10 protein-coding genes are annotated in these 22251 nt (G+C 63.9%); 6 read left to right on the forward strand and 4 right to left on the reverse strand.

The features are described 5' to 3' along the window. Nucleotides 1-5 precede the first annotated feature (5 nt). From J3P91_RS12850 to J3P91_RS12860, 3 genes are read left to right on the forward strand one after another with little or no spacing between them, the layout of a single operon-like run. Nucleotides 6-9038 (forward strand): amino acid adenylation domain-containing protein, encoded by a 9033-nt coding sequence (locus tag J3P91_RS12850; RefSeq protein WP_434604618.1) that lies wholly within the window; start codon nt 6-8, stop codon nt 9036-9038. Then, on the forward strand, nt 9035-12817 hold the full coding sequence (locus J3P91_RS12855) for a non-ribosomal peptide synthetase (protein ID WP_434604620.1): 3783 nt from the start codon (nt 9035-9037) through the stop codon (nt 12815-12817). Before J3P91_RS12850 ends, J3P91_RS12855 begins: the two co-directional genes overlap by 4 nt. Continuing rightward, entirely contained in the window at nt 12814-14457 is a 1644-nt protein-coding gene (locus tag J3P91_RS12860) for a cyclic peptide export ABC transporter (RefSeq protein ID WP_434604622.1), read from the forward strand. Before J3P91_RS12855 ends, J3P91_RS12860 begins: the two co-directional genes overlap by 4 nt. A 9-nt stretch (nt 14458-14466) precedes the next feature. Here J3P91_RS12860 and fhuF read toward each other — a convergent pair whose 3' ends face one another. Further along, nucleotides 14467-15204 (reverse strand): siderophore-iron reductase FhuF, encoded by a 738-nt coding sequence (gene fhuF, locus J3P91_RS12865; protein WP_434604625.1) that lies wholly within the window; start codon nt 15202-15204, stop codon nt 14467-14469. 197 nt (nt 15205-15401) lie between these two features. Between fhuF and J3P91_RS12870 the strand changes: the two genes are divergently transcribed. Next, the gene (locus tag J3P91_RS12870; protein WP_186610593.1) at nt 15402-15617 is read left to right on the forward strand and encodes an MbtH family protein; all 216 of its coding nucleotides are present in this window, start codon (nt 15402-15404) and stop codon (nt 15615-15617) included. A 35-nt stretch (nt 15618-15652) separates the two neighbouring features. After that, a complete protein-coding gene (locus J3P91_RS12875) occupies nt 15653-17083 on the forward strand; it encodes a diaminobutyrate--2-oxoglutarate transaminase (protein ID WP_434604627.1) in 1431 nt (476 codons plus the stop codon). Nucleotides 17084-17226: 143 nt separating this feature from the next. On the opposite strand, the gene J3P91_RS12880 is transcribed toward J3P91_RS12875, so the two are convergent. The 3 genes from J3P91_RS12880 to J3P91_RS12890 all read right to left on the reverse strand — a co-directional run bounded on the left by J3P91_RS12880 (nt 17227) and on the right by J3P91_RS12890 (nt 20045). Continuing rightward, entirely contained in the window at nt 17227-18153 is a 927-nt protein-coding gene (locus tag J3P91_RS12880) for a sugar ABC transporter substrate-binding protein (protein WP_434604629.1), read from the reverse strand. 81 nt (nt 18154-18234) lie between these two features. Further along, the gene (locus tag J3P91_RS12885) at nt 18235-19026 is read right to left on the reverse strand and encodes a TIM barrel protein (protein ID WP_434604631.1); all 792 of its coding nucleotides are present in this window, start codon (nt 19024-19026) and stop codon (nt 18235-18237) included. Beyond that, nucleotides 19023-20045: a Gfo/Idh/MocA family oxidoreductase gene (locus J3P91_RS12890; RefSeq protein WP_434604632.1), complete on the reverse strand. Its 1023-nt coding sequence runs from the start codon at nt 20043-20045 to the stop codon at nt 19023-19025. Before J3P91_RS12890 ends, J3P91_RS12885 begins: the two co-directional genes overlap by 4 nt. Nucleotides 20046-20240: 195 nt before the next feature. Here J3P91_RS12890 and J3P91_RS12895 point away from each other — a divergent pair, with 195 nt between their 5' ends. Next, nucleotides 20241-22241: a sigma-54-dependent Fis family transcriptional regulator gene (locus J3P91_RS12895; protein WP_434604634.1), complete on the forward strand. Its 2001-nt coding sequence runs from the start codon at nt 20241-20243 to the stop codon at nt 22239-22241. Nucleotides 22242-22251 lie beyond the last annotated feature (10 nt).

Below are 22251 nucleotides of genomic sequence, written 5' to 3' on the forward strand. Positions count from 1 at the left end.
GTACGATGACGCAACAAGCTTTCCTGGAGATTGCGCAGCGGCTGGCATCCTTGCCCGCGGACAAGAAAAAAGTCTTTCGCCAGCGCCTGGCCGAGAAGGGCATCGACAGCTGGCGCCTGCCGATCGTCCCCGCCGTGCTCGGCGAAGGCGAGCACAGGCCGCTGGCGCAGGCGCAGCGGCGCTTCCTGTCGGCTGAAGCCCTGAGCAGCCGGGCCCTCTACAATCTGTGCTCGGTGCTGCGATTCGACGGGCGTCTGGACGGCGAGCGTCTGCAGCAGGCGATGCAGCAAGTCGTCGATCGCCACCAGATCCTGCGCACTCGCTACACCACGGATGCCAACGGGCAATTGCAGCCTCATTGCGAGCCGCAACAGGTCCGCTTGCCAGCCGTCGAGCGGTTGACGTTGGCGGCGTCTGACCAGGCGCAATGGTGTGCCGATGAGTACGCCCGCCAACTTGCCGAACCGTTTGACCTGGCTCAGTCGATGCCTTGGCGCTGGCAAGCGTTCAGTGACACCCAGGAGCAATCCACCTGGCTGTTTTTCACCATCCATCACGTCGCCTATGACGCCTGGTCGGCCCAGCAACTCACACTTGAACTGGCCGAGGCCTATCGGGCGCTCGCTTCGAACCAGCCTGCCGCACAACCCGAGTTGAGCATTCAATACGCCGATTACGCCGCGTGGGAACGCGAGTGGCTGGACAGCGACATTTGCCGGCAGCACATCGACTTCTGGCGCGACCAACTGGCGGACGCGCCGGCGCCCCTGGCGTTGCCACTGGACCGGCCGCGCCCTGCGGCCACCCAACGTCGCCACAGTGGCGCGATCCTGGCCCGGGAGCTATCGCCGCAACTGACCGCAACGGTGGAGGCGGCCATTCGCAACCAGGGGGTGACGCTGTATATCTACGGCCTGACGGCCTTTACCTGCCTGCTGTCGCGCTACAGCGGCGAGACCGATCTGTGCCTGGGCACGTCGGCGGCCCAACGTGACCGTCCGGAGCTGGTGCCGCTGATCGGCCCGTTGCTCAATACCCTGGTGGTCCGCCAGCGTCTGCAGGACAACCCGGACTTCGGCAGCGCCTTGCTGCGGACCCGCGATACGGTCGCGGCCGCATTCGACCATCAGCAGTTGCCCTTCGAAAATATCCTCGAAAGCCTTGAGCGTCCGCGTTCGAGCCCGCTGTTCCAGGTCATGTTCGTTCAGGTTGATCTACCCGAAAGCCGCACCCTGTCCTTGCCCGGTGTGGCGGTCGAGGTGCTCGACCCGCCGCAACGGCATGCGCGTTTCGACTTGACGCTGCGCATGGTACGTAGCGCTGACGCGCGGCTGCGCTGCGAGCTGGAGTACAGCGACGAATTGTTTGATGCGGCCACGGTCGAGCAGATGCTCGACGACTTGCTGGCGATTCTGCACGAGGGCTCGGTGCATCCGCAGCGACGCCTGGCGGATCTGCAACTGGTTTCGCCACCCAGCGAGTTGCATGGCCCCGCCCCGGATACGGCGCCGTTGCCGTTGGACCGGCAAGTGTTGCACTGGGCCAATCAGACGCCGTCCGCTGCGGCACTCTGCAGCGCTGGGCGGACCCTTGATTACGCCACGCTCGGCGCCGCCAGTCGGTCGATGGCCGCGCGGCTGGCCGGGCAGGGCATCGGACCTGGGCAGGTGGTTGCCCTGTGCATGCCGCGCTGCGCTGAACAGCTGTTGGCGACCCTGGCTTGTTGGCAGCGTGGCGCGACCTGCCTGTTCCTCGACCCGGCGCAACCGCCGCAGCGCCTCGCGCAGTTACTGCAAGACAGCAGGGCGAGCCTGTGGGTGACGCTGGCGCACGCACCTGAAGCCGGCGTGGGCCTCGCGCATCTGGTGATGAGCGACGCCGACTGGTCGGCCGATGCCAATGCCGGGCAGGGCGAAAGCCTCAGCCAGCCGCAATTGCCTGCCTACCTTATCTATACTTCGGGCTCGACCGGCCAACCCAAAGGCGTGCTGGTCAGCCATGCCAACCTGGCGCATTACGCGAGCGCAGTCGGCCAACGCTTGCACGCCTTACCCGGCAGCCGTTGGGCGACCCTGGCGACCGTCGCCGCGGACTTGGGGCTGACCTCGGTATTCGCCGCGCTCGCCGCTGGCGACCCGCTGGTCTTGCCGCCGGCTTCGTTGGCTTTCGATCCACCCGGCTGGGCTGACTTTCTTGATCAGAATCCCGTCGATTGCCTGAAGATCGCGCCTTCGCATCTGCGCGGCTTGCTGGCATTGGACGATGCCCGTCGGGTGTTGCCCAAGGACATACTGATCCTCGGCGGCGAGGGGTTCGATCAGGCCCTGTTCGCCAAGGTGCATGAACTGGCGCCGCAACTGCGTATCTTCAATCACTACGGCCCGTCGGAAACCACGGTTGGGGTGATCTGCGGGGAAATCACCGGGTCCGACGCACTCGAAGCGGGTCAGTACTTGCCGTTGGGCCAGCCTTTGTCCGGCTGCGAGTTGCGCATCGTTGATGGCAATGACAGAACCGTACCGCTCGGGGTTGCCGGTGAGCTGTTGATTGGCGGGCCCCAGGTTGCCCAGGGCTACCTCGGGCAACCCGGGTTGACGGCGCGCGCGTTCGGTTGCACGGCCCAGGGGCAGCGATTCTATCGCAGCGGTGACCGGGTGCGCCTGGATCGCAACGGGCGGCTGGTATTCCTCGGGCGCCAGGACGATCAGGTCAAGATCCGTGGTTTTCGTGTCGAACCGGGCGAGGTCAGTGCCTGGCTCAACGCCCAACCCCAGGTGCGCGAGGGGGCGGTGCTTGCCTGCGAAGTGAAAGGACGCACGCAACTGGTGGCCTACCTCACCCCCGGGATCGGCTCTTCGATGACCACCGAAGCCTTGGCGATGCTGCAAGCCGAGGCCAAGCGCCAACTGCCGGAACACATGTTGCCGGCCTATTGGCTGGCCCTGGAGACACTGCCGCTGACCGCCAACGGCAAGCTCGACCGGCGCGCATTGCCCGAGCCCGCAACGGATGAGCCGAGCGCTGAAACCGTCGAGCCACCGAGCGGCGCGACCGAACAGCGCCTGGCGCAACTGTGGTGCCAGATTCTCGGTTGCGCGCAAGTCGGGCGCGGGGATGATTTTTTCGCCCTCGGCGGCGACTCGATTCTCAGCCTGCAATTGATCGGCCTGGCTTCACGGGAAGGGCTGAGGCTGCAACCTCGCGATGTCTTGCAGCATCCGACATTGGCGGCCATGGCGCTGTGCATCGATTGCCGCGCCGAGCCCGCCTTGCTCACGGTGCTGACCGCCTTTCGCGAGCTGCTCGGCCAACCCGCGCTGGGCGCGGATGCGGATTTTTTTGCCATGGGCGGCGATTCGATCCTCAGCCTGCAACTGATCGCGCGCTTGCGTCAGGCCGAGCTGCGCCTGATGCCTCGGCAATTGTTGGAGAACCCAACCCCTCGGCAATTGGCCAAGGCGCTGACGCCGGTCGTGGCGCCTGTCGTCGCGGCAGTCGAGCCGAGTGACGTGGCGAAGCAACCACAGCCGCTGTCCCACGCCCAGCAACGGGTGTGGTTCATGCAGCAGCTCGATCCGGCTGAAACCGCCTACAACGTCACCCAGTTGCTGGCCTTGCGCGGCGATCTGGATGTGCCGCGTCTGCAACGTGCCTGTCACGCGCTGGTCGCCCGTCATGATGCGTTGCGCTGCCGCTTCTTCGAAGAGCAAGGGCAAGTCTGGCAGCGCCTGGACGATACGCCCGCGGCGATCTTCAATGTCCATGACATCGGTGGCCTGACCGGGGCGGAGCAGGATGCGGCCATCGCCAGTGCGGCCAAGCGGGTCTTCGATCTGACGCAGGGGCCCTTGCTGGCGGTCGATGTGTTTTGTGTCGCACCCGCTGACTACCGCTTGCTGTTCAATGTGCATCACATTGCCGTGGACGGTTGGTCCATGGGCCTGCTGGTCGAGGATCTGACGTCGCTCTATCAGGACCGGACGCTGTCTTCGACAAGCGCTCTGCTGCCGTTGATCAATGCGCAGCGGCAGCAGTTGGAAGGGGACCACGGCAAGACGCTGTTGGCTTATTGGCGGCAACGCCTGGAAGGCTTGGGCAACGAGCCTCTGGAACTGCCCGGACAACCCACTCGGCCGGCAGTGCAGGCATACGCCGGAGCGCGGGACGAGTTCGCTTTGCCCGGTACGCTGAGTGCCGCTGTGGAGGCGCGGGCAAGGGCACTAGGCGTCACACCGTTCGTGGTGTATTTCGCTGCGTATCAATTGCTGCTCTGGCGTCATGGCGGACGCAGTGACTTCGCCGTCGGCGTTCCAGTGGCCGGACGCGAGTTGGCAGAGAGCCAGGCGCTGGTCGGCCTGTTCGTCAACACGCTGGCGCACCGGGTGCAGATCGATGCTCGCCAGAGCCTGCAAACGTTCGTCCAGGCCTTGAACGGCAGACTGAGCGAGGACCTGGCCCATCAGGCGCTGCCGTTCGAGCAATTGCTCGACGTGCTGAATGTCGAGCGCAGCCTGGATCGCACGCCGGTGTTCCAGACGATGTTCAACTACCAGGTCGACCACCAGCAGTCCCGCAGCCTGAACCTGCCTGGCGTCAGCGCACAGGCCCTGGCATTGCCGGGCGGGGTGGTGAGCGCCAAGTTCGACCTGACCTTCAACCTGTTTACCCAAGGGCGTGGTGCCGAGGCCAGTACCGGGTTGATCGTCGAATACGCGACCGCACTGCTGCAACCGGGCACCACCCGGCGGCTGGTGGAGGACTATCAGGGATTGCTCGCCAGCCTGGCGGGTGTTGACCTCCAGACACGCTTGCTGGAAATCCCGCTGCGCTCCGTCGTGACCCTGGTGACTGCCGGTGAGCCGTTGCAATTGTCCGGCGAAGCGGATTTCGTGACGCGTTTCGAAGCGCAAGCCGCTGCGCATCCCGAGCGCATCGCGGTGTACTGCGCTGACCGGCAGATAAGCTACGGGACGCTGGATGCCCAGGCCAACCGCCTCGCTCATTGGCTACTGGCCCAAGGCGTGGGCGCCGAATCGATGGTTGCCTTCTGCCTGCCTCGGGATGAGCGGTTGCTGGTGTGCATGCTGGGCATTCAGAAGGCCGGGGCGGCTTACCTGCCGCTCGATCCCGGCCATCCACCGGCTCGCCAGGCGCAAATCCTCGACCGGGCGCAGCCGCATCTGCTGCTCTGCGATTCGCCGAGCGTCGATCTGCCGGCGCCGTTGCGCGTGTGCCCATGGGCGGACCTGCCGCTGGGGCAATTCGCGGCCCAGGCGCCGGAAGTGGCGGCCAATCTTGGGCAACTGGCCTACACCCTCTATACCTCGGGCTCGACCGGCCAACCGAAGGGCGTGCAGATCAGTCGCGGCAACTTCGCCAACTTCCTGCTGGCCATGGAACAGGCGCTGCCCTTGGCAAATGTGCAGCGCTATCTGGCCTTGACCACGGTCACCTTCGACATCTGTGGCCTGGAGCTGTGCCTGCCGCTGGTGCGTGGCGGTGCGGTCGTCCTCGCCGACGATGACGAGCGCCAGGATCCGCTGCTGCTTGCGCGCTTGATCGAGGAAAAAAATGTCGACCTGATCCAGGCCACACCGGCGACCTGGGCGATGTTGCTGCAAGGCGATCGCCAGGTGCTCAAGGGGCGCGTGGCCCTGGCCGGTGGCGAGGCAGTGTCGGCCGAATTGGCCCACGAGCTGAAGCAGTGCGTGGCGCAACTGATCAACGTCTATGGCCCGACCGAGACCACGGTGTGGTCGACCCAGACGCCGATCGATGCGCTGCAACTGCCCGTCGCGCCGATTGGCCGACCGCTGCTGAACACGCGCTGTCATGTTCTCGACGAACACCTGTGCGAAGTGCCGCCTGGCTGCGTGGGCGAACTCTATATCGCCGGCGACGGCCTGGCCCGCGGTTATGCCGGGCAGCCGGGGCTGACCGCCGAGCGCTTCATTGCCGACCCGTTCGGGGGTAACGGCGGGCGTTTGTATCGCACTGGCGATCTGGCGCGCTGGCAGCCCGACGGCCAGCTGTACTACCTCGGGCGTACCGATGACCAGATAAAGTTGCGCGGGTACCGCATCGAACTGGGAGAAATCGAGGCGGTTCTGCTCAGCCATCCCCAATTGCTGCAGGCGGTCGTGGCCGTGCAAGGCGAGCATCTGGCGGCGTTCTGGGTTGCGGAGGCTGAAAACGCACCTGACGAGGCGGCTGTGCGCGATTATCTGCAGACACGTTTGCCGATCTACATGTTGCCGACGCACCTGCAAGCGCTGGAGCGGCTGCCGCTCAACACCAACGGCAAGGTCGATCGCAAGCAGCTGCCGCGCCTGCTCGCGGTGGGCGACAGTGCACCCGCTACCGAGCGCGCATTGTCGGCGAGCGAGGCCTTGCTGATGCAGATCTGGACCTCGGTGTTGCACGTGCAACACGTGCCGGTTGATGGCCATTTCTTCCAAATGGGCGGGCATTCGCTGATGGCCGCTCAAGTGCGTGGGCGCTTGCGCGAGCAGGGGTTTGACGTGCCATTGCGCTGGCTGTTCGAAACGCCGGTGCTGGCGCAACTGGCTGAGCGAATCGAAGGGCTTGCGGGGCAGCAGGACCTGGCTTCGCTGACGATCTCGCCGGTTGATCATGAGGTCGAGCAACCCTTGTCCTCGGCGCAACAGCGGGTCTGGTTGATGCAGCAGATGGACCTTGCCGACAGCAGTTTCAACATGAGCAGTAATGTCCGTTTGCGCGGGCAATTCGACATCCAGGCCCTGGAGCGTTCATTGCAGCGGCTGGTAAGCCGCCACGCCATCCTGCGCACCACTTATCACCAGCGGGACGGCGAACCGCGCCAGCGCATCCACCCGCAATCGACAGTGGCCCTGGAAACCGTCGCGTCGACGCAGGCGCAGTGGCCGGTTGAAGCCCGGGACAGGGCACTGTGCCCCTTCGACCTGGTTCGCCAGGCTCCGCTGCGGGTGGTCCTGTATCGCCTCGGCGAACAGGATCATGTGCTGCAAATGATCATGCATCACATTGCCTCCGATGGCTGGTCCGGCGCTATTCTGGTCGATGAGCTGATCGAGGGCTACGAGGCCTACAGCACCGGCGTGCTACCGAGCCAGGAAGCGTTGCCGATCCAGTACGTCGACTACGCCGTATGGCAAGGTTCGGCCGCGGTCCGGTTGCGTCAGCGTGACGGCCTGGAGTTCTGGCGACGGACCCTGGCCGGCATTCCGGCGCAAGTGCCGCTGCCGTTCGATTTCCCGCGTCCGGAGCGTGACAGTGGCGCCGGGGCCGCAGTGGATTTCCAGTTGTCGCCCGCCATGGTCGGTCGGCTTAAGAGGTTCGCCCAGGACAGTGGAACGTCGCCGTTCATGGTGCTGCTGACTTGTTATGCCGCGGTTCTGCAACGCGAGACGCAGGGTCGCGATCTGGTGATCGGTACGGACGTGGCGAACCGCGACCATCCGGCCACCGAATCGCTGATCGGCTTCTTCGTCAACCTGCTGGCCTTGCGTGTCCGCCTGCAACCGGAGTTGAGTTTCCGTGAGCTGGCGCTCCAGGTGCGTGAGGTCTGCCTGCAAGCGTTTGCCTGGCAGGACACGCCGTTCGAACAGGTCGTGGAGTGCCTCGAGCTGCCGCGCGTAGCCAATGTCCACCCGCTGTTGCAGACCTTGTTCGTGCTCGACAACACACCACGCCAGCAGCGTCAGCTGGGCGATCTTCAGGTCGAGCCGCTGGCCGGCGAGCAACACCATTCCAAGTTCGACATGGCTCTGTTCGCCAGCGAAGACTCTGATGCCATCAGCCTGCGCTGGGTGTACCGCACCAGCCTGTTCCGCCAGGCCACCGTCGAGCGCTTGCGCCATGCCTTCGAGTCACTGCTGGAGCTGGCCCTCGGCGCGCCGGACAATCCCATCGATACCTTGATTCCGACTGTAAAGGGAGCCGCTGCAATGTCCACGGACAACCCGCTGCAACGCAAAATGAGCAAATTGGGCAAGATGCGCCAGAGCGGATCGGCGGCGACCCGTGAGCCCATCGAAGCCCGGCCGCTGCGAGAGGAGGCGAAATTTCCGCTGCTGGTCTCGCTGCGTGACCGTGAACTGGCCCCGGCTATCTGGGCCGAAGCCAACCGCGACAGGGTCGAAAACTGGCTGCGCGAGCATGGCGGTATCCTGTTCCGTGGGTTCGACCTGCCGACACCGGCGGATTTCGAGGCGTTCTGCCAGGCGCTGTGCCCGCAGTTGTATGGACAGTACGGCGACCTGCCGAAGAAAGAAGGTGGCAAGAACATCTACAAGTCCACGCCATACCCCAAGGACCGGATGATCCTGTTCCATAACGAGAGTGCGCACCAGCACCGTTGGCCGCGCCGCCAGTGGTTCTACTGCGAGACGCCAGCGACCTCCGGTGGCGCGACGCCGATCGTCGACAGCCGCCAGGTCTACCGCGAACTGCCGGCCTGGTTGCAGGCAAACCTGCGGCGCAAACAGCTGATGTACGTGCGCAATTTCAGCGCCAGCCTGGACGTCAGCTGGCAGCATTTCTTCCAGACCGAGGATCGGGCCGAGGTCGAGCGAATCTGCCGTGAGAGCAACATCGAATTCCAATGGCGCGGCGCCAATGACCTGCACACCCGCCAGGTTTGCCCGGCGGTGATCCTGCATCCATTGACGGGCGAAGAGAGCTTCTTCAATCAGATCCAGCTGTACCACCCGGCATTTCTCGATGCCGATATCCGCGAGCAGTTCCTGCGCGATGGCGAAGCCGCCATGCCCAGGCAGGTGTTCTACGGTGACGGCTCGGACCTCGAGCCGGCCGCCATCGATGCCATCAATGCCGCCTATGATCGCTGCGCCGTGCGTTTCGATTGGCAACAGGGCGATGTGGTCATGCTCGATAACATGCTGGCGGCGCATGCCCGGGATCCGTTCGAGGGCGAGCGCAAGATTGTCGTGGCCATGGGCGAGATCTATGGTCGTCACCAGGTAATGGCTGCCCCTGCGCAGACCGAAGAGCATTCCGCAGAGTTGACCCCATGATGGATCTTGGACTGACGCTTTCACCGCAACAGAAACAACTGGCCCAGGCCAATCCGCAAGCCTGGCGCTGGGTCCGCATGCGCTTGGCGGGCGTGCCCGAGGGCATCGTCGAGCAACGCTTGCGCGACGCCCTGGCGCAGCATCAGGCGTTGCGCCTGCGTTACGAGCGCCCACTGGGCGCCACCGGCCTGCGCCAGCGGGTTATCGAACCTGATGCACTGCGGCTGGACTGGCGCCAGGGGCGGGCAGCCGACGGTCACGATGGACAGTCGTGGCTGGAGGCGGCCCGGCGTCGTTGCGACGCCGAACAACCCGACATTCTCGCCTGGCAGCTCGACGATCTGTTGCTGTTGGCAGTCCCGGTCTACTCACTGGACCAGCGCAGCCTGATCGGCTTGCAGGAACACTTGCTCGGGCGTGCCGCAGCGCTTGACGACGAGCCCATGCAGTACGCCGACTATGTCGAGTGGATCAACGGCCTGCAACTGGATGAAGACGCCGAGCAGGGCGCGCAGTTCTGGCGCAACCTGGCCTTGCAGGACATTCCCGGCATGCGCCTGGTCGAGCGCTATGGCATCGCCAGCGGACGTCACGCGGTCGTCCGCCAGGAAGTTGAGCAGCGCTTGCCGACGATGCTCACGGCACTGGCCGATCGTGAAGGCGTGGCCGTCGAGCAGTGGGTGCTGGCCGCCTGGGGTTCATTGCTCGGCAGGCTCAACGGGCAGCAGCAGGGACAGTTGGGGTTGCAACACGATGCTCGCGACAACTACGAGGAATTGTCCGGCGCGTATGGGCTGTTCGAGCAGACTTTACCGATGGTCCTGCAAGTGTCCGAACACAGCACGCTGACCAACCTGGCCCGGCAACTGGCCCGGCAACTGGAGAGCGCCGTGGACTGGCAGGAATATGTCGGCCAGGCACAGTTGTTGCCCGAGTGGCGGGCCAGCTTCCAGGCCGGCCTGCGGGTCTCGCCCGTGCCGCAACTGGACATGTCGCAGTGGCTGTCTTTCGACACACCGGTCGAACTGCAACTGCAATTGACGCTCGATACCCAGGGCCACGGCGAGCTGGCGTTGGCCTACGACCTCGGCCTGTATCGCGAGGGGCAGATGCAGGCGCTGCTCAAGCGTTTTGCCCATTGGCTTGGCCAACTGGTGCAATCGCCCGACGGGCTCATCGCTGACGTTGACGCGCGCCTGCCTGAAGAACGGCTGGCCTCGGCGCAGACTGCTGCCCTTGGACCGGACCTCGATATCATCGCGACCTTGCGCCGCCATGCCCAGGCACAACCGTCGCGTCCGGCGCTGCGGTATGCCGAGCAGGTATTTTCCTACGCTGACCTGGATGCCCTGAGTGATCGTGTCGCCGGCAGCCTGAACGAGGCTGGCGTGGGCCGCGAGCAGGTCGTTGGGCTGTATCTGCCGCGTGGCGCGCAGATGCTGATTGCGATGCTGGCCTGCTTCAAGGTGGGGGCCGCGTATCTGCCGTTGGACCCACAGCAACCACCGCTGCGTCTGGCCGGCATACTCGACGACGCCCAACCGGCGTTGTTGCTGCACCTGGAAGGGCTGTTGCCCGAGACATCGGTGCGGACCCTGTGCTGGACGCAGGCGAGCAACGGGCCGGCGTTCGCCTCGCCAGTCTCCGGCACAGCGCAGGACCTGGCCTACGTGCTCTATACCTCGGGCACCAGCGGCAAGCCCAAGGGTGTGCAGATCGAACAAGGGCAACTGCGTCACTACGCCACCCAGGTGATCCACGCGTTGCAATTGCCCGAGGGCGGGCATTACGGGCTGGTGTCCTCGTTGCTCGCAGACCTGGGCAATACCGTGCTGTTCCCGGCGTGGCTGCGGGGCGGCTGCGTGCATGTCCTGGCGCAGACGACCGTGACCGATGCGCGGGCGTTTGCCGATGAGCTTCGGCGCTACCCACTGGACGTGCTCAAGATCGTACCTTCGCACCTTGAAGCGCTGATGGGCGAGCAGACCGCCGACGTCCTTCCACGCCAGGTCCTGGTGCTGGGCGGAGAGCCGATCGGCGAGGCGCTGTTGACCCGCCTGGCGCAGGCCGCACCGACCTGCCGTGTTTACAATCACTATGGTCCGACCGAGACCACGGTAGGGGTGTTGTGGCGGGCGATCGATCTGGAGCAGGGGGTGAGTGGCTGCGCATTGGACCAGGTGTTGGGTGCCAACCGTATCCACCTGCTCGACGAGCGGCAGCAGCCGGTACCGTCAGGCCAGGCCGGCGAGTTGTGCATCAGCGGCGCCAGTGTTGGTCGGGGTTACGTCGGCAATGTCGGCGGCAACGCCTTTGCTGTCGAGCCTGCCAGTGGTCATCGTCTATACCGTACGGGCGACCTGGCCATGCGCCAGGCCGATGGGGCCGTGCGCATTCTGGGGCGCAACGACCAGCAGGTGAAAATCCGTGGGTTTCGCCTTGAGTTGGCCGAGGTCGAGCAGGCAATGCTGGCCCAGCCAGGCATCTCGCAGGCTGCTGTGCTGCTGGACGGCGAAGGTGACCACGCCCGATTGCTGGCCTTCGTGGTCACGGAGGAGGCGTATTCGCAAGGAACGGATCAGTTGCGCGCCAGCCTGGCCCGCCAGTTGCCAGACTACATGCTGCCCAGCGCTGTCCTGGCGCTGAAGGCCATGCCGTTGAACAGCAATGGCAAGCTCGATCGCAAGAACCTGCTCGAACGCGCCCGGCAGCGTTTGCACAATACCCGCGTGGCACCGGCCGGCGAGCTGGAGGCGGCGATCCTCGCCATCTGGTGCGAAGTATTGGGAGTCGAGGACCTTGGCGTCACCGACAACTTCTTTAATGTCGGTGGGCATTCGCTGGCCGCGATCAAGGTGGTGTCGCTGATTCGCGAACGGTTGGGCCTCGACCTGCCGACCAACCTGCTGTTCGAACGCTATACCGTGCGTGACCTCGTCCAAGGCCTGGGCGAGATCGGCAATGGTCCGTGGAAGGTCCTGAACACTGCCGATCCGCATGCCCCGGCGCTGTTGCTGGTGCATGGGGCGCAAGGGCACCTGCTGGCCTACCAGCCGCTGGTGGACAACCTGCGCGACGACGTCGCGGTGTTTGGTCTCGCCGCGCTTGAAAGCGGCTGGGCGGAAGGCGACATGGATGCATTGCTGCGCCGATACGTGGCGAGTATCCCGGCGCAGCTCAAAGAGCGCCCACTGGTACTGTTGGGCTGGAGCCTGGCCGCGCGCCTGGCCATGTTGCTGGTGCCGCATCTGCAAGCCGGTGGTTTCAGGGTCGCCGGGTTGGTGGTGCTTGATCACGATGCGCAGCGCAGCCTGGCCGGCGAGGGTGATGAAGCCGGCCAGTTGATTGCCGATTTCGCTTTTTATTGCCGCAGCCACGCTCAGCCGCTCGGCGAGTCGCTACGGGAGCGGTTGACGGGCCGGTTGGCCGGCCTTGACTATGCCGAGGGTGTCGCCCGGCTACTGGACGACGAACAGGTGCGCGCGCATCTGCAATGGGTATCGGCCGACGCGGAATTGTTGGCGTTGATGGCGCAATATCGCGCGATCAAGACCCGCTTGTACGAGCAGGCCTTGCCGACCGTCGATGTGCCGGTCTGGCTCTGGCGCGGCAATGCCCACGGCGATTTGCGCGCGCCGTGGCAACGCCATGCCTTGCAACCGGTCAGCCAGTGGACATTGGACGTGGGGCATCATGAAATGCTCGGCGAGCCGCGACTGGTCGAAAACCTGCTGCCTTTACTGTTGCAAAACTCTGCCAAGGTGGTGCCGGTCCCATGATGTTATTGAAAGAACTGCTGCATGATGCGCGATGGCGCATCTTCCTTGCGGTGCTGTGCAGTGCCTTGAGCGCGGCCACCAGTATCGGCCTGATCGGCTACATCAACCGTTGCCTGGAACAAGGCCTGGATGACCTCGGTCGGGGCTTGCTGCTGTTCGGTGGCCTGTTGGTGCTGTTGTTCATCAGCGGGGTCATCTCGCAATGGTTGCTGGTGCAGATCGGTCATCGCCTGGTCTACCAGCTGCGCCTGCGGTTGGTGGGCAAGGTGCTGGGCACCGCGCTCGAACGCGTCGAACGGCTGGGCAGCCCACGTATCTACAACGCGCTGACCAAGGATGTGACCACCGTCGCCACGGCGTTCAAGCAACTGCCGATCTCCTTGTACAACGGTCTGCTGCTGTTGGCGGGGCTGGCTTACATGGGCTGGTTGAGCTTGCCGTTCTTTTGCCTGACGCTGGCGGTGATCGCCGCTGGCGTTGGTCTCGATGTGTTGCTGGGGCGCAAGGTCAAGACCTTGATGCAGGCTGTGCGGCAACAGGACGACCAATTGACCGAGCAGTTCGAAGCCACGATCCAGGGGCGCTGCGAGTTGGGCCTGAGCCGCGAGCGCCGGCATCTGCTTTATCAACACAAGCTGGAACCCATCGCGCGCGCCTCGCTGGACGCCTCGGTGCGCGCCGACACCCTCTGGGCGGTGAACCTCAATTGGACGACACTGCTGGTGTTCATGTTGATCGGCACACTGTTTTTCCTAGGCCAGGGGCTGGGGTTGCTGGACCAGCAGGTGGTGGTCGGCTACGTGTTGGCGATCATGTTCCTGCGCACCCCCATCTCGATGATCCTCGACGCCATTCCCGCAGTGATCCGCGGTCATGTCGCGTTGCAGGCCATTGACTCGCTGGCGCTGGGCGAGACGGTGGAATTCAAGACGCCGACGCAAGCGGCGCAGCCGTTTCGCGAACTGCGCCTGGCGGACGTGCATTACCGTTATGCCGGCAAGAACGAGGAGTTTGCATTTGAACTGGGTCCGATCGACCTGACGATTCGCCGTGGCGAGCTGATTTTCATCGTCGGTGGCAATGGCAGCGGCAAGTCGACCCTGGCCAAGCTGCTGACCGGCCTCTACGTGCCCGCTTCCGGGGAGGTGTCACTCAATGGCGTGGTACTGGATGCCACTACCAGTGAGTGGCACCGGGAGCATTTCGCCGCGATCTTCGCCGACTTCTATCTGTTCGCCGATGTGCTGGGCGAGGCAGGAGACCATGCAGGGCTCGAAGCCCGGGTGGACCATTATCTGGAGCGCCTGGGGCTGGCCCACAAGGTCGAATTCGCCGCCGGGCGCCTGTCCACCACTGCCTTGTCCCAGGGGCAGCGCAAACGCCTCGCGTTGCTGTTGCTGATGATGGAAGGCCGGGAAGTGTTCCTCCTGGATGAGTGGGCGGCGGACCAGGACCCGGTCTTCCGCCATGTGTTCTACAACGAGTTGCTGCCCGAGCTGAAGGCCGCCGGCAAAACTGTCATCGCGATCACTCACGATGATCGTTATTTCGATGTGGCGGACCGGGTCTATCGCCTCGACTACGGCCACCTCGTTGATTACGACCGGGCCACGGAGAACCCCTTTCAGTTGGTGAAATGACGGCTGCGCTCAGGCGCCTTGAACCTGGCGTCTGGATTCATCGAGGGGGCAGCTGCTGCAATAGCCAACGCCGGGGAGGCGGTAGCGAATGCAGCAGATGCGCCTCAGGCGCTGCGGCTCGTCCTCGCCGATGTCGTGGTAACGCACGGGCGCGAACAGCGGGTTGCGGCGGCCGTCGGGACGTAGCCGGGCAGTGAGGATCTCCCTGGCCGGCAGGGTGCTGGAGGCATCAGCCAGCGGGTGCAGCTCGATTCGCGTGGTGACGAATTCGAAAGTGTTGGCGGCGTTGCTCCAGAACAACCGGGGCGATGCCCGGCTGACACTGGCAAGAATCTCGATGACCGGTTCCAGATGGCAGTCGACGAGCGTATGGAACCGCTCGAAGGCCGTGCACCGGGGGAGTATCTGGCCATCGTCGCGCAAATGCAGGGCCTGGGGCCTGGCGTCGTCGCCGAGTTTCAAGCCGACATCAGCCAGGGCGAGCGGCAGCTCCCGTTGCTGGAGCAGATTGGCGGCCATGACTGGCGCCAGGAAGGTACTGAAATACCACTTGGACCACAGCGACACCAGGGCCAGGCGCTCATCGGTCTTGTAGCGTGCCAGCAGATCGTCGACGAATGCACTGAACGTCTCATGCTGGAAGAACACGGCGGCCGGCAGATCGGTGCGCGGGAGGCTGCGCAGTTGCAGTTTCTCTTCAAAGGCTGCGAGCGGCCCGATGAACAGCGGAGCAAGGCTGGGAATCATTGACTCATCCGTGACCGCGAATCGAGAGAGGTTATCGTTCAGGGGCGAAGTATAAACAGCGTACTGCTGTCTTGCGACTGCTCGCCAGCAATGAAATATGTGCGCAACGTAAGATTTTTATAATATTAATGAGAATCGCTACCATTAGTATTGTATCGTAGCGATCTTTTCCGTCATGCCAGTCAAAGGAGCAAGCAATGAGTTTGGATAGCCCGGATACGCGGTTTCTGGTTGTCGTCAACGAAGAGGAGCAGTACTCGATCTGGCCGGACTACCGCAGCGTGCCCGACGGCTGGCGCACCGTGGACATGCAGGGCAGCAAGGAAGAGTGTCTGGCTTACATCGAGAAAGTCTGGACCGACATGCGCCCGCTGAGCCTGCGTCAGGCCATGCAGGTACAAGGACAGGGCTGATCGCCCACAACCGAGTGGTTACTCAGGGAGTCAAAATGGAAAGTGTCCAGCCCCGTTCATCCTCCAGCGCAACCTTCACGCTGGAGCAGTTTCGCCAGCAAGCGCCGCGTGAACTGAACACCAACCCGTATCTGCAACGCCAGGCGGCCCGGGAGTCGAACGCCCGTTCTTACCCGCGGCGCATTCCGTTGGCCTTGCAAGAAGCCCATGGTCTTTATGTGCGCGATACCCAAGGCCAATTGTTCATGGACTGCCTCGCGGGTGCGGGGACATTGGCGCTGGGCCATAACCATCCGGTGGCCATCGCGGCCATGCGCCAGACACTCGATTCCGGTCTGCCCTTGCACACCCTGGACCTGACGACACCGGTCAAGGATCGTTTTGTCGAGGACCTGTTCAACGCCTTGCCGGAAAACTTCGCCCGTCACGCGCGCATCCAGTTCTGCGGACCGACCGGTGCCGACGGCATCGAGGCGGCCTTGAAGCTGGCGCGGATCGCCACCGGGCGCAAACCGATCCTGACGTTCTCCGGCGGTTACCACGGCATGACCCTGGGGACCCTGAGCCTGATGGGCAACCTGGGGCCAAAACAGGGGCTGGGCTCGTTGATGGCCGACGTGCAGTTCCTGCCGTACCCCTATGACTACCGCTGTCCGTTCGGCATCGGCGGCGAAGCCGGCATCGATGCCGGGCTGCACTTTATCGAACAACTGTTGAGCGACCCGGAGTCGGGTGTGCTACCACCGGCAGCGGTGGTCGTGGAAGTCGTGCAGGGCGAGGGTGGGGTGATTCCGGCACCGGTTCGTTGGCTCCAGGGCTTGCGCCAATTGACCCGCAAACACGGCGTGGCACTGATCATCGATGAAGTACAGACCGGCCTGGGACGTACCGGCAAGCTGTTCGCTTTCCAGCACGCCGACATCGAGCCGGACATTCTGGTCTTGTCCAAAGCTATCGGCGGCGGCCTGCCACTGGCGGTGATGGTGTATCGCGAAGAGCTGGACACCTGGAAACCCGGTGCCCATGCCGGCACGTTCCGTGGCAATCAGATGGCGATGGCAGCGGGCGCCGCGACGTTGCGCCATATCATCAGCGAACACCTGTCAGCGCACGCCGAGGTCATGGGGCAGCGCCTGATGGAACAGTTGCGTCAGTTGCAGGGCGAATACCCTTGCCTGGGCCAGGTGCGTGGTCGTGGCTTGATGGTGGGCGTAGAGGTTGTCAGCGATACGCCGAGCGATACCCGTGTGCCCGCCGCGGATACGGCACTGGCCCAGGCCATCCAGCGCCAGTGCCTGCGCTTGGGCGTCATCCTGGAGTTGGGCGGGCGCCATGGCGCCGTTGTGCGATTCCTGCCACCGCTGATCATCCAGGCTGAGGAAATCGATGTGCTGGTCGAGCTGTTCCGGGTGGCCTTGAACAATGCCATCGCCGAGACCAAGGGCAGGGCGTTGCACATCGCGTAAGCAGGCGCTGGCTGTTGACGTGAGGCAATCGACCCGTGGCGAGGGAGCTTGCTCCCGCTGGGCTGCGCAGCGGCCCCAGAAATCTTGCGGCTGCTACGCAACCGAGCGGGAGCAAGCTCCCTCGCCACGATCACGCGTCTCTGCTACTTGTAGCGCTGCTCGAACACCGCCAGTTGCTCAGGCTTGATCAACTGGAACGGCACCCAGACCTCCGGTTCAACCGGCTCGCCCTTGATCATCTTGAGCGCTGCCTGCACCGCGCTGGTCGCCTGGGCCTTGGGGTCCTGGAATACCGACGCGACTAGCATCCCGCGTTTGATCGCCGCCAGGCCATCAGGCAAACCGTCAATGCCGACAATCGAAATCTCGCCCTTGGCTTTGCCGGCTTGCTGCAAGGCCATGGCCGCACCGATGGCCATCTCGTCATTGTTGGCGACGATGGCATCGAAACGGCTGCCGGCGAGCAGCCAGTTGCTGGTCAGGTCCATCCCTTTGCTGCGCTGCCATTCGGCGCTCTGCTGCTCGACGATCCTGATGTCGGGAAAGTCCTTGAGCACCTGCTTGACCCCTTCGGTGCGGTCATGGGTGGCGTTTTGCGCGAGGTCGCCCATGATGATCGCGAGGTTGCCCTTGCCGCCGAGTTTTTCCGCCAGGTAGCGCATCTGCAGTTGGCCGGCCTCGATGTCGTTGGACGCCACCGTAACCACGCCTTTGGGCAAGGTGCGCTCGTCCGGGTGGCGATTGACGTAGACCAGCGGCGTCTTGGCTTCGACGGCGGCGCGGGTGATGTTGGCCGTGGCGGAAGTGTCTACCGGCAGGACAATGACCGCATCGACTTTCTGATTGATGAAGCCCTGGACCTGATTGAGCTGGCGGACCACGTCGCCCTGGGCATCCTCGAACTGGATCTGGACGTTATCCTTCCTGGCGGCCTCGTCCAGGCCGTTACGCACGTAGGTCATGAAGTTGTCGTCAACCCTGGCGATGCTGACGCCGATGCGATAATCGGCGGCGGCCCATTGGCTGAACAGCACGAGCAGTGTGGCGAAAAGCACTGTGCAACGACGCATGATGGTTTTCCTTTTGTTGTTATGGAGTGAACGTCATCAAGTGATGGAAATATTGCCGCGCGTCTGGAGTCCGCGAGGTGCTCACCCATCCAGGGTGAAAGCCTGTCTGAAACGCTCCAGTGCTGTTTCGCTGTCACCGCTGGCCCAGCCTTCAAGGCCGACGACACCGCTGTATCCCATGCCGAACAGCGCCCGGGCAATGGCCGGATAGTGAATTTCACCGGTGCCGGGCTCCATGCGACCCGGAACATCGGCGACCTGGATTTCGCCGATGGCGTCACCGGCGCGCTGGATCAGCTCGATCAGGTTTCCTTCGCCGATTTGCGCGTGATAAAGGTCCAGGTTCATTTTCAGGTGCGGGCTGCCCACGGCTTCGATCAGCGCCAGGGTATCGTCGGCGCGGGCGAACGGTGTGCCGGGATGGTCGACTTCGGTGTTGAGATTTTCCAGCAGGAACACCCGGCCGGCGTCTTCGCCCAGGCGGGCGATCTTTTCCAGGGTCTTGCAGGCGCTCAACCACATGCGTCCGGTGGTACGGGCAACCGGTTTGACCGGCAAGCCCTGATCACCCAGGCCGGTGCCGTGCAGGTTCAGGCTCGGGCAGTTCAACCGGGCTGCGACGGCCAAGGATTCCCCGGCGCTGTCGAGCAGTTGCCGGACGGCCTCGGGATCGGTCAGGTTGCCCGAGATGTAACCTGTCATCGAGGTGAAATCCGCGCCAGTCGCCGCGAGGGCCTGGATGTCCTTGCTCGACCAGTTCCATATCTCGACGCTGAAACCCTGCGCGTGGATGCGTTTGACCCGTTCGAGAAAGGGCAGGTCGAGAAAGACCATCTCGGCGCTGACCGCCAGCTTGAAGGGGATGAAACTCATGACGAGGCTCCTTGCACACGTACCGCTTTACCCTGCTGGAAGGACTCGATGCAAGCCCGTGCAATGGCCAGGGCGGCCCGGGCATCTTCACCGCTGGCCAGCGGTTTCTCGCCGCTGCGCACGCAACTGACGAAGTGATTGAGCTCGGCCACGTACGCATCACGCAGCAAGTCGGTGTCCAGGCGTTGGGTATCGGCCTGGACCCCATTGGCCAGATACCGCAGCAAGTCGGAGTCGTTGACGCTGCCCATGGTCAGCATGCCGGCACTGCCGAACACTTCGCCCCGGACGTCGTAGCCATAGACGGCCTGGAAGTTGGCCTCCGCGGTGGCAATGGCGCCATTGTCGAAACGGATCGTGACCACTGCCGTGTCGAGGAAGCCTTTCTCTTTGTAGGCGGGTGCAATCAAGGCATCGGCCATCACGAACACCTCGACCGCCTCGGCGCCCGGATTCAGGTAGCGCAGGGTATCGAAGTCATGGATCAGCGTTTCCAGGAAGATCACCCATTGCGGCGAGGCGGCGGGGCTGTTCAGCGCCGGGTCGCGGGTCAGCGAGCGCAGCAGTTGTGGGGTGCCGATCCGGCCGGCGACCACGTCCAGATGAGCTGTGCGGAAACTCCTGGCGAAGCGCCGGTTGAAACCGACCTGGAGCGTCACCCGGGCATCGGCAGTGGCGGCTATGGCGCGGTCGGCTTCGTCCAGCGTGATCGCCATGGGTTTTTCACAGAACACCCCTTTGCCGGCCCGGGCCGCGCTGATCACCAGCTCGGCATGGCTGCGTGCCGGGGCGGCGATCAGCACGGCGTCGATGTCCGGGTCCTCCAGCAGTTGCTGCGGGTCGGCGTAGGTCTTGCGCACATCCAGCTCCGCCGCCAGGCGCGCGGCCTGGCCGGGAGTAGGGTCGGCGATGGCGGCGAGGCAGGCGCCGGGGATGTGCCGGGCGGCGGTCAGGCCGTGAAAACTGCCCATGCGGCCAGCGCCGATAAGACCCAGGCGGATGGTTTTCGAGGTGCTCATGAAATGACTCCCTTTTATTGTTGTTCGCGACGCGATGGCTGGAACGCCGGTGTCGCTATACAGCGGGGAGCAACTGCTGTGCCAATATTCAACGAGCTGAATTTAAAGGTTTTTTTCTGCGATCTTGAAAGAGGGATGTTCATTTCATGGACATGTCTACACTGACATGTCGAAAACCTGAACATAGAGCCGACAATGAATGCACAAACCATGTCCCTGAGCGTTGAAGACCGGGACTATCTGACCGCCCTCGGCCCCGCGTCGTTGAATGGAGGATCAAACGCTGCGCTGGAAGAGGCCTGGCGAGCATGCCTGAACGCCAGCACCGAGCGTCCCGCCGGTGTCAGGCAAGTGATCTGGAATTCCTGGCGGCGCAGCGTCGATGCCAGGCTGGATCCGGAGGACGGCGAGTACCGTTTTGTCGCGCCCGCCGAGCTGACCGCCACGCTGACGGCGAATCGCCTGTTGATCGCCGCCGCCGCACAGGTCATGCGCGGCTTGCTCGCCTACAACCCCAACGGGCATATCAACCTGACCGATGCCGAAGGCACGACCCTGTATTTCTGCGGGCTGGACCTCACGCCCATCGGCAGCCGATTGCTCGAATCGGTGCAGGGCACCAATTGCACCGGGCTGGCGCTGGTCGAGGACCGGCTGGTGTATGTGCTGGCCGAGGAAAATTTCGGCATAGGCCTGCGCCAGCGGCGTATGCATTGTGCCGCCGCGCCTATCCGCGATGCTCATGGCCGGACCCTGGCGATGCTTACCCTGACCGCCGAGCCCGGCTGGTTTCACTTCCATACCCTGGGCACCGTCCAGGCCGCGGCTGAAGCGGTCTCCCGGCAAATGGCGCTGCAGGCACTGCTGGAAGAACAACAGACAGTGCTTGAAGTGCTCAACGAGGGCTTGGTGGTACTCGATGAAACGGGTTGCATCAAGGCCCTCAACCATTACGCCCGGCAATTGTTCCGCGTCGATCGTGACTGGTTGGGCAAGCCGTTCCAGAGCCTTGGGCAGACCGAGCAAAGCGGCCAGATCCTGCGCAGGGATGGCGAAGGGGCAAGGGACCTGGATTGCACCTTCGAGCTGCATGACCGCAGTCATCTGGCCTGCCTGGTGTCTGTCTGCCCTCTGGAGCAGGGCGGTCGTATCGTTTCGCTGCGCGAGAATCGGCGCATCCGTGAGATTACCCGGCGCATCATCGGCACCCAGGCCAGCTACACCTTCGAAATCATCCAGGGTCGTTCACGGGCCATTCAGGACGCCTTGCAACTGGGCCGGATCGCCAGTCGCAGTGACTCGACCACGCTGATTCTCGGTGAGAGTGGCACCGGAAAGGAGCTGTTTGCCCAGGCCATCCATAACGCCAGCGACCGCAGTGGCGGTCCGTTCGTGGCGGTCAATTGCGGGGCCATTCCCCGGGATCTGGTGCAGAGCGAACTGTTCGGCCATGTCGAAGGTGCGTTCACCGGATCGGCTCGCGGCGGCTCGGCGGGCAAATTCGAACTGGCCGATGGCGGGACGATCTTCCTCGACGAGATCGGTGATATGGCCTTTGATGCGCAGGTCAGCCTGCTGCGCGTCCTGCAGGAAGGCGAAGTGACGCGGGTGGGGGCGAAAAAATCGCTGCGGGTCAACGTGCGCATCATTGCCGCCACTCACCGCAACCTGAGCCAGGCCGTCGCCGACGGGGCCTTTCGCGAGGACCTTTATTACCGCCTCAATGTGCTGAGCCTGACGGTGCCGCCGCTGCGGATGCGGCGGGAGGATGTGCCCTTGCTGGCGCGGCATTTCCTCGCGCGGTGTGCCCGGTCGCTGCGAAAGCCGATACGAGACCTGTCACCACAGGCGCTGGAGGTTCTCGATGCCTATCATTGGCCGGGGAACGTCCGTGAGCTGGAAAACGTCATTGAGCGCGCGACCAACCTGGCAACCACCGAACTCATCCAGGCGAATGACCTGGCCCTGGAAGTCAGGAAGGGCGGACGGCCCTCGGCCCGCGAGGCTACTCCGGAACCCAGGGCGGCCGTTGATCTGGATACCCACGAAATAAATGCGATCATCGCCGCCCTGCGGGACACACGCGGCAATATCCGCCTGGCCGCCCGACAGTTGAATGTGTCCCGGGGCGGGCTGTACAACAAGATGAGCCGGTTCGGGCTCAACGTCGAAGCGTTCCGCTCGGCGCAGGACTGACCCGATCGCC

It is taken from the genome of Pseudomonas sp. Z4-7 (assembly GCF_051131965.1).
Lineage (GTDB): Bacteria > Pseudomonadota > Gammaproteobacteria > Pseudomonadales > Pseudomonadaceae > Aquipseudomonas.